The sequence below is a fragment of the Streptomyces sp. SID14436 genome, from assembly GCF_010548465.1.
Lineage (GTDB): Bacteria > Actinomycetota > Actinomycetes > Streptomycetales > Streptomycetaceae > Streptomyces.
Map to the genome: position 1 here is coordinate 1 of NZ_JAAGMD010000293.1, position 7347 is coordinate 7347.

Sequence of the window (7347 nt, forward strand, 5' to 3'; positions counted from 1 at the left end):
TGCCGCGGCGCCGGGGCCCGCGCCGCCGGTCCGCCGGGCGGTGCTGCTCGCGAGGTCGTGGTGGACGCGGACCAGCAGGTCGCCGAGCCCCAGGCCGAGGGCCCGGGCCGCGGCGGCGAGGACCTCCGAGGAGGCCTCCTTGCGGCCCCGTTCCACCTCCGACAGATAGGGCATGGAGATCCGGGCCGCTTCGGCGACGTCCTTCAGGGTCCGTTCCTGGGCCAGCCGTTCGCGGCGCAGCACGTCCCCGACCAGGTCCCGCCACAGAGGTTCCCTGGGGGCGGGCGCGGGGCGGGCGGCAGCCGGTCGCAGGGGGATGACCCGGGCGTCGTTCGGCGCTTGGTTCGTCACCCCCTCAGCCTAGGAATCCGGGCGCCGGGGGGAAGGGAGCGGCGTTCCGCCCTGAGTGAAGTCCGGGCCCGCGACCTGCCGGAACACAAGGTTCCGCCCCGGGGCTGCCGGCCGGCCCGGACGCCCGTACCATCGGACGGACGGCGTGTCCTCCCCCGCGGTGGGCACCCGCTGCCAGATGTCCGGAACACGGTGTGCATGTGTGGGCACATGCGGGGTACCCGCTCGTCCTGAGGGCGAGGCAGCCCAGCACATGTCCGCCGTGATGCTCGTGGGGAGAGGTAATGGAGACCGCCGTGATCCGGTCGCAGGCGCAGGTCGTCGAGGAGAACACCGAGGCCAGTACGGGTGACGGAGGTCTGCCGGGGGTGGCCGACCCGCGGGCGGTCGCCCCGCGCGACGCCCGGGAACTGTCCCGGCAGTTCTTCCGCCGTCTGACGGAGCTCGAAGAGGGCACCCACGAATACCAGTACGCGCGCAACACCCTCATCGAGATGAACATGTCGCTCGTGCGCTTCGCCGCCGGCCGCTTCCGCGGCCGGGGCGACGACATGGAGGACATCGTCCAGACCGGCATGATCGGCCTGATCAAGGCGATCGACCGGTTCGAGCTCTCGCGCGAGGTCGAGTTCACCTCCTTCGCGCTGCCGTACATCGTCGGCGAGATCAAGCGCTTCTTCCGTGACACCACCTGGGCCGTGCACGTGCCGCGACGGCTGCAGGAACTGCGCGTGGAGCTGGCGAAGGCCCGCGAGGAGCTGGCGAGCCGGCTGGACCGCGAGCCGACCGTCGCCGAGCTCGCCACGCTGATGAACATCACCGAGGACCAGGTCATCGAGGGCCAGATCGCCGCGAACGGCTACAACTCCTCCTCCCTGGACGCCGCCCTCACCGGCGACGGCCCGGAGCAGGGCGAGGCCGTCCTGGCGGACTTCATCGGGGTGGAGGAGGAAGGGCTGCGGCTCGTCGAGGACTTCCACGCCCTGGCCCCGCTGATGGCGGAGCTCAGCGAACGCGACCGGCAGATCATCCACATGCGGTTCGTCGAGGAGGCCACCCAGGCGGAGATCGGTGGGCAGCTGGGCTGCTCGCAGATGCACGTCTCCCGGCTGATCAAGCGGATCATCACCCGGCTCCGCGAGGGCATGCTGGGCGAGCTGGGCTGCGCCTGAGCCCACCGCCTCCCCGGACGACTCCTGCGGCTGCCGTCCCCCCTCCCGCGATGTGCGCGGAGCAGGGGGACGGCAGCCGCGGCGTTTGCGGGCTTGCTTCAGGCAGGGAAGCGGGGTCACCGGACGGGCGTGGACGACGCCGTCGGTCCTGCGGACCGAGTCGAACGGATCGGACCGGGCGGGAAAGAGAAACGAGACGCGGTGGTCGGGGTTCAGCCGTCGGCGAGGTTCAGCTCGGCGCGCACGCACTTGCCGACCGGGACCCGTTCCACGGTGACGTTGTCGGCCAGGGCGCGGACGATCTCCAGGCCGTGCCGGCCGACGCGCTCGGGGTCGCGCGGGAACACCCGGGGCAGGGTGACGCTGCTGTCGAAGACCGTGACGACGAGCGAGGTGTCGGTGCCCTCCAGCTCCAGGATGTAGGGCCCGTTGCTGTGCCGGTCCGCGTTGGTGACCAGCTCGCTGACCACGAGCAGGACGGCACCGTCGACGCGCTGGTCGATGGTGGCGCACCAGTCGGTCCGCAACTGCTCGAGGAAGAGCGCGGCGAAGGCGCGCGCCTCGGCGATGCATCCGGGCTCGCCGGTGAAGTGTGCGGCCCGCCGCAGCGGTTCCACGGGCACGTCGAAACCAGTCGGTATCACTGCCCCGTCCAGGTGGTCGGTCATGCGTTTCTCTCTGAAAGCCGGGCTGGCCGGACGCTCTGCACCAGTCCACGTACCCCGAGTCCGGCGCGGCAGTCCCCCTGACCCGTGTATGCCTGAGCACACCGTGGGAACCCGGTGCCCGGACCCGTGGGACGCCCGGCCCGCGGTCCGGGTGCGGTGGGCGGAAGGACGGGCCATGAACGAACTGATGGCGGTGCGGAGCCTGACGATGCTACCTGTGGTCACCCTGGGCGGTGACGCGGTCGCTCACGTCAAGGACACCCTCCTCGACGGCGCGGCCGGACACGTCACCGGATTCACCGTCACCGGCCGGGGCCTGCTGTCGGGTCCGCTGCGGCAGAGCCTGCCCTGGCCCGCCGTGTACGCCCTCGGCCCGGACGCCGTCATGGTCCGCGACGAGCGAGCCCTCCTCGGCCTGCCGCTGTCGGCGGTACGGGGGGACGCCCTGCGCGGGCGGCTGCTGGGGGCCCGGGTGGTGACGGAGGAGGGCGAGCCGGTGGGCACCGTGCTGGACGTCCTGGTCGAGGGCGGCACCAGCGGCCGGGTGGCCGCCTTCCGCCTCGCCGCAGGGCGCGCACTGGTGCGCGGCTCCCGGCACCACCGGCACCGGGCCTATCTGCCGCGGGCCGAGGCGCTGTCCGTCTCCGGCCGGACCCTGGTCGTCCCCGCACACGCCACCGCCTACGTCGCCGACGACCTGACGGGCTTCCTGTCCCGGGCCGGGACGCGTCACGACCGTGCGAGGAGCGCACCGCGGTGATGCCGTACGCCCGGCTGCGGGGACTGCCCGTCCTGGTCACCGGGGCGCGGGGCGGCGTGCGGCGGCTCGGCACGGTCGAGGCGCTCACGTTCGACGTGGTCGCCGGAGCCGTCACCCACGTGCGGGTACGGCGCGGCCGGCTGCGGGGCGGGAGCGTGCTGCCGTGGAGCGCGGTGCAGGCCGTCGGCCCGGAGGGGATCCGGGTGCGGCTGCCGGACGGGCCGGTGGCGGCGCCGGAACACCGGGAGCTGATCGGACGACCGGTGCTGACCGACGCCGGCCGGGCCCGCGGCACGGTGCTGGACGCGGCCTTCGACCCGGCCACCGGACGCCTTGAGGTGGTCCGGACGACGTGCGGCGCGCTGCCCGCCGGGCGGCTGAGGGGGCTCGGCGACCACGCGCTGGTCGTCCGGTCGGGTCCCGGCCGGCCGCCGGTGCCTCCCCCGGCGCCCCGCGGCTGACCCCGTCCAACGTGCCGGGACAGCACACCTAGGACGACACGACCGGGGGCGCGGACACGCTGCCGGCCGATTCGGGCGTGTCGGACGCGGGCGGCGGCGGGGGCGGCGCCGACGACTCGGAGGCCGGGGGCTCACCGGTCGGGGTGGTGTCGCCGTTGTCCGGTGCGGTGCCGGTGGTAGGCGGGCCGGTCGGGGTGGTGGGCCCGTCGGGAGGGGTGGTCGTCCCGTCCGAGTGCGGGGAGGTGGGGGTGGTCGGGCCGGTCGAAGGGCTCTGGTGGTCGGGCGGCTCGGTCGGGCGGTCCTTGCCGCCCTTGTCACCCGGGTTCCGCTCGAACCAGCCGCCGTCCGAGTCGCGCACCACGAACTTCTTCACCGGCCGGTCCGACGGCTCCACCACGACGGTGTTCGACGCGTTGAACCCGGGCCACGGCTTGCCGGTGTGGCGGGGCGAGGACTGCGCGACCGGCTCGGTCAGCGGGTTGCCGCAGGCGCAGCGGACCCGGGGCACCCCCCGGTCGTCCACCAGGACGGCGGTGCCGGCCTGCAGTACGGCCTGGTACTGGGTGGCGGCTCCGTCGCGGTACCCGTGGTTGGTGACGCGGGTGTCCATGCGCAGTTGCAGCGGGGTGAGCGAGCGCAGGTAGCCGGGCACGTCCCCCGGGGCGACGTCGGCCACGTCGGCGAACGCCTCGTTCTTGGCCGGCACCTCCTTCAGGTACCGGATCTGCTGCTCCACGTCGCAGGCGGCGGCGTCCTGGGTGCCCCCGTACAGGCCGGGGGCACCGCCGTCGACGGTGCGCACCGCGTTGGCGGAGGCGGATCCGGTGGGCGCGGACGGGGTGACCGTCGGGGCGGAGGTGTCCTCGGCGGTCGACTCGGTGAACGGGTCGGGGCCCTCCGAGTTCGCGGACTGGAGGAAGACCTCCCCGCCGGCGGCCTGGTCGCTGGTGCCGCCGCCGTCGGAGCGGGTGAACACCACGGTGAGGATCACGGCGGCCGCCACGGCGGCAGCGATCGCCGCGATGCCGGGTACCGAACGCCACCACGGCCGCCGCCCCGGCCCGGGCGGACCGGCGGAGGAGCCGCCTCCGGTGGGCGGCGGCTGGGACGGCGGACCCTTGGGAGGCTGCGAGGGGCCGGACAGCGGTCCGGACGGAGGTCCGGTGGGCCGGCCTGAGGACGGGGGTTCGACGCTCACGAGCTCTTCTTCCCGCGCGGGTGGTCCGCGGCAGTCACACATCGCGCCGGATACCGGAGGCGATGCCTGCGCCTTGTGCCCTACCTGTTCATTGTGTGCTCCGGGGGTGTGCCGCCCGCAAGCCGACGCGGACGGACCTCCCGGCGGGCGCCGCCCGTCGGGCCTGCTTAGCGTGACCGAGTGACGTCACGCACCCTCTCCGACCCGGCGGTCGCCCGGCACGGCTGGGTCCAGGCCCTCCTCACCGTGCTCGGCGGTCTGCTCGCCATGGGCGTGGTCGCCGCGCTCGGCCTGTGGGCGGCCGGGGCCACGGACCTGCCGGACGGCTCCTTCCCCTCCGTGGTCGCCGCGACGGTGGTCACGGCCGTCGGCGGAACGGTGGAACTCTCCGGCGACGCCGGCGGACTGGCCGGAACCGAAGGGGGTCTGACGGTCATTCCGCTGTCCGTGACCCTCACCGGGGCGCTGGTCGTCGGCTGGGGCTTTCTGCGTCCGCTGCGCCACCGGGCGGTCGCCGGGGCGCCGGAGCTGGCCGGCTGGGCCGCCCGGATCGCCGCCCTGTGGCTGATCGCCCTGCTCGGCCTGGCGTTCGCCGCCCGGCGCACGTTCGAGATCTCCCTCGGGGAGGGGGCGCTCGGGGACCTCGGTGACCTCTTCGGGGTCCGGCCGAAGGTCGGCTTCTCCACCGACGTGCTGCCGACGGTGCTGATCGGCCTGGTCTGGCTGGCGGGGGTGCTGGTGCTGGCCCTGCTGGTGTCGCGCGGCGCGCCGCTGCCGGGCGGGCTGCTGCGCTTCCAGTCATCGGTGCGGCCCGCCGCGCACGCCATGGTGCAGCTGCTCCTGGCCTTCGTCGTCATCGCCCTCCTGATCGCCCTGGTGGTCGCCGTCACCCGCGGCCACGCGGCCGAGACCTTCGCGGTGATCCTGCTGGGCCTGCCCAACGTGGCCTGGCTCGCGCTGACCATCGGCCTCGGGGCCACCTGGGACGGCAGGGTCGACGGACCGTTCGGGCTGCCCATGCCGCACGTCCTGGACGAGGTCCTGCGCACCCCGGACATCTCCGCGCTCGACCTGGGCACGCTCGCCGAGTACGACGGCCGGGTGTGGTGGCTGCTGGTCGTGGACGCGGTGCTGCTGCTGACCACCGCCTTCGTCATGGCGGCCCTGTCGCCCGCCCGGATCCGGGCCTGGCAGCACGCGGTGCACATGGCGGTGGCGCTCGCCCTCACCGTGCTGATGATCTGCCTCATGGCCCGGATCTCCGCCCGCCTCGGCCTGTCCGTCCTCGGCATCGGCGACCTGGGCGACGGCCTGTCGGGGCAGGTGCTGCTGCGGCCCCGGCTGTGGAGCGCCCTGGGGCTGGCGCTGCTGTGGGGTCTGGTCACCGGCTTCGCCGGGGCGCTGCTGGCCCGGCGGGTGCGCCGGCGGGGCGAGACGGACACGGGCCCGGCGCCGGAACGGCCCTGACCGCCGGGGGGCGACGGTGCCGGAGGGCACCGGACAGGGACTCCGGTCCTGTCCCCGGCCGCCGCGCGACCGCCCTCGTCCGTCGGAGCGGCTAGCCGGGCGGTTCGAACACCGGGTGCGCCCAGCGGGGCGGCCGCTTCGGCGGCCCCTCCTCCGGCCGGGGGACGCGCGCCGCCACGTGGGTGGCGGGACGGGGGCTGCCGGTCGCGGCCGTGCGCAGCGCGGCGACGAAGTCCAGGCAGGAGCCGTAGCGGTCGTCGGGGCTCTTGGCGAGGGCCTTGGCGAGGACGGCGTCGGTCTGCGGGGCGAGGTCGGGCCGGTCGGCGGTCAGGCGGGGCGGATCGTCGTACTGGTGGGCCCACAGCAGCGCCATGTCGTCGTCGCGGCGGAAGGGCGGATGCCCGGTGAGCGTCTCGTGGACGACACAGGCGAAGCCGTACACGTCGCAGCGGGCGTCGACGGGGCGGCCGGAGATCTGCTCGGGCGCGACGTAGTCGAGGGTGCCGACGAACTGGCCGACGGTGGTGAAGCCGGTCAGTGACAGTGACTTCTTGGTGAGCCCGAAGTCGGTGAGGTAGACGTGCTCGGGGTGGTCGCTGTCGGTGCCGCGCGAGACAAGGATGTTGCCCGGTTTCACGTCGCGGTGCACCAGCCCGTGGTCGTGGGCGGCGTCGAGCGCGGACGCCACCTGGGTGGCGATGCGCAGCGCGGTGGGCAGCGGCAAGGGGCCCTCCCGGTCCAGGAGATGGCGCAGGTCGCTGCCCGCCACGTACCGCATGGCGATGTACAGGATGCCGTCCGTCTCCCCCGCCTCGAACACCGGCACGATGTGCGGGTGGTCGATCGCGGCGGCGGTGCGGGACTCGTGGGTGAAGCGGCGGCGGAAGGTGTCGTTGCGGGCCAGTTCCGGGGCGAGCAGCTTCAGCGCCACGGTGCGGTCCAGCCGCAGGTCCCGGGCCCGGTAGACGACCGCCATGCCGCCCCGCCCGATCTCGTCCTCGATCAGGTAGCCGGCGACCTGCTGTCCGGTCAGCTCGGCGGGACGCCCGGCGAAGAGGCTGGTGTCACGGCTCATCGGACGTCACCGCACCGGGGGACACGACCCGGGTGGGCTCCTCGGGCGGCCCGGGCGGCGGCCCGGGGGTGCCCGACACGAGCCGGGTGGGCGGATGCCCAGCGGATCCGTCCGGCCCGCCCGGCCCGTCCTGCCCGTCCTGCCCGTCCTGCCCGTCCGCCCCACGGTCGGCCGGGGGCTCGGTGGGGCCGGGGG

The 7347-nt window shown here is 74.6% G+C and carries 8 protein-coding genes; 4 read left to right on the plus strand and 4 right to left on the minus strand.

Going from position 1 to position 7347, the window contains the following annotated elements:
- A partial coding sequence (locus tag G3I53_RS10690; protein ID WP_343240591.1) for a helix-turn-helix transcriptional regulator occupies positions 1 to 351 on the minus strand: 351 nt, incomplete at its 3' end.
- A 284-nt stretch (positions 352 to 635) separates the two neighbouring features.
- Between G3I53_RS10690 and G3I53_RS10695 the strand changes: the two genes are divergently transcribed.
- Complete coding sequence (locus G3I53_RS10695; protein WP_164334377.1) at positions 636 to 1523, plus strand: RNA polymerase sigma factor SigF; 888 nt, start codon at positions 636 to 638, stop codon at positions 1521 to 1523.
- Positions 1524 to 1735: 212 nt separating this feature from the next.
- Here the strand turns inward: G3I53_RS10695 and G3I53_RS10700 are convergent, their stop codons facing one another.
- Positions 1736 to 2191 carry an ATP-binding protein gene (locus tag G3I53_RS10700; RefSeq protein WP_031101997.1) on the minus strand — a complete coding sequence of 152 codons (456 nt, stop codon included), beginning with the start codon at positions 2189 to 2191 and terminating at the stop codon, positions 1736 to 1738.
- Between the two features lie 175 nt (positions 2192 to 2366).
- Between G3I53_RS10700 and G3I53_RS10705 the strand changes: the two genes are divergently transcribed.
- A complete protein-coding gene (locus tag G3I53_RS10705; RefSeq protein ID WP_164334376.1) occupies positions 2367 to 2951 on the plus strand; it encodes a PRC-barrel domain-containing protein in 585 nt (194 codons plus the stop codon).
- Positions 2951 to 3412, plus strand: a complete 462-nt coding sequence (locus G3I53_RS10710) for a PRC-barrel domain-containing protein (RefSeq protein WP_203616868.1) — start codon at positions 2951 to 2953, stop codon at positions 3410 to 3412. The genes G3I53_RS10705 and G3I53_RS10710 overlap by 1 nt, the downstream gene beginning before the upstream one ends.
- Before the next feature lie 28 nt (positions 3413 to 3440).
- Here G3I53_RS10710 and G3I53_RS10715 read toward each other — a convergent pair whose 3' ends face one another.
- On the minus strand, positions 3441 to 4610 hold the full coding sequence (locus G3I53_RS10715; RefSeq protein WP_164438269.1) for a DUF6777 domain-containing protein: 1170 nt from the start codon (positions 4608 to 4610) through the stop codon (positions 3441 to 3443).
- Between the two features lie 180 nt (positions 4611 to 4790).
- Between G3I53_RS10715 and G3I53_RS10720 the strand changes: the two genes are divergently transcribed.
- A complete protein-coding gene (locus tag G3I53_RS10720) occupies positions 4791 to 6077 on the plus strand; it encodes a streptophobe family protein (protein WP_031102035.1) in 1287 nt (428 codons plus the stop codon).
- Positions 6078 to 6168: 91 nt separating this feature from the next.
- On the opposite strand, the gene G3I53_RS10725 is transcribed toward G3I53_RS10720, so the two are convergent.
- Complete coding sequence (locus G3I53_RS10725; RefSeq protein ID WP_031102034.1) at positions 6169 to 7152, minus strand: serine/threonine-protein kinase; 984 nt, start codon at positions 7150 to 7152, stop codon at positions 6169 to 6171.
- Positions 7153 to 7347: the final 195 nt, after the last annotated feature.